The organism is Vibrio sp. 2130-1 (assembly GCF_033339515.1).
Genome location: NZ_JAWOUT010000082.1, coordinates 1 through 1,065, shown reverse-complemented (window position 1 = coordinate 1,065; position 1,065 = coordinate 1). Strand labels below are relative to the sequence as shown.

Sequence of the window (1,065 nt, the reverse complement as noted above, 5' to 3'; positions counted from 1 at the left end):
TTGACGTTAGCGACAGAAGAAGCACCGGCTAACTCCGTGCCAGCAGCCGCGGTAATACGGAGGGTGCGAGCGTTAATCGGAATTACTGGGCGTAAAGCGCATGCAGGTGGTTTGTTAAGTCAGATGTGAAAGCCCGGGGCTCAACCTCGGAATAGCATTTGAAACTGGCAGACTAGAGTACTGTAGAGGGGGGTAGAATTTCAGGTGTAGCGGTGAAATGCGTAGAGATCTGAAGGAATACCGGTGGCGAAGGCGGCCCCCTGGACAGATACTGACACTCAGATGCGAAAGCGTGGGGAGCAAACAGGATTAGATACCCTGGTAGTCCACGCCGTAAACGATGTCTACTTGGAGGTTGTGGCCTTGAGCCGTGGCTTTCGGAGCTAACGCGTTAAGTAGACCGCCTGGGGAGTACGGTCGCAAGATTAAAACTCAAATGAATTGACGGGGGCCCGCACAAGCGGTGGAGCATGTGGTTTAATTCGATGCAACGCGAAGAACCTTACCTACTCTTGACATCCAGAGAACTTTCCAGAGATGGATTGGTGCCTTCGGGAACTCTGAGACAGGTGCTGCATGGCTGTCGTCAGCTCGTGTTGTGAAATGTTGGGTTAAGTCCCGCAACGAGCGCAACCCTTATCCTTGTTTGCCAGCGAGTAATGTCGGGAACTCCAGGGAGACTGCCGGTGATAAACCGGAGGAAGGTGGGGACGACGTCAAGTCATCATGGCCCTTACGAGTAGGGCTACACACGTGCTACAATGGCGCATACAGAGGGCGGCCAACTTGCGAAAGTGAGCGAATCCCAAAAAGTGCGTCGTAGTCCGGATTGGAGTCTGCAACTCGACTCCATGAAGTCGGAATCGCTAGTAATCGTGGATCAGAATGCCACGGTGAATACGTTCCCGGGCCTTGTACACACCGCCCGTCACACCATGGGAGTGGGCTGCAAAAGAAGTAGGTAGTTTAACCTTCGGGGGGACGCTTACCACTTTGTGGTTCATGACTGGGGTGAAGTCGTAACAAGGTAGCGCTAGGGGAACCTGGCGCTGGATCACCTCCTTA

1 rRNA gene is annotated in these 1,065 nt (G+C 53.6%); it reads left to right on the top strand.

Going from position 1 to position 1,065, the window contains the following annotated elements:
* A 16S ribosomal RNA gene (locus tag R7Q09_RS24370) occupies positions 1-1,065 on the top strand; the annotation flags it as partial.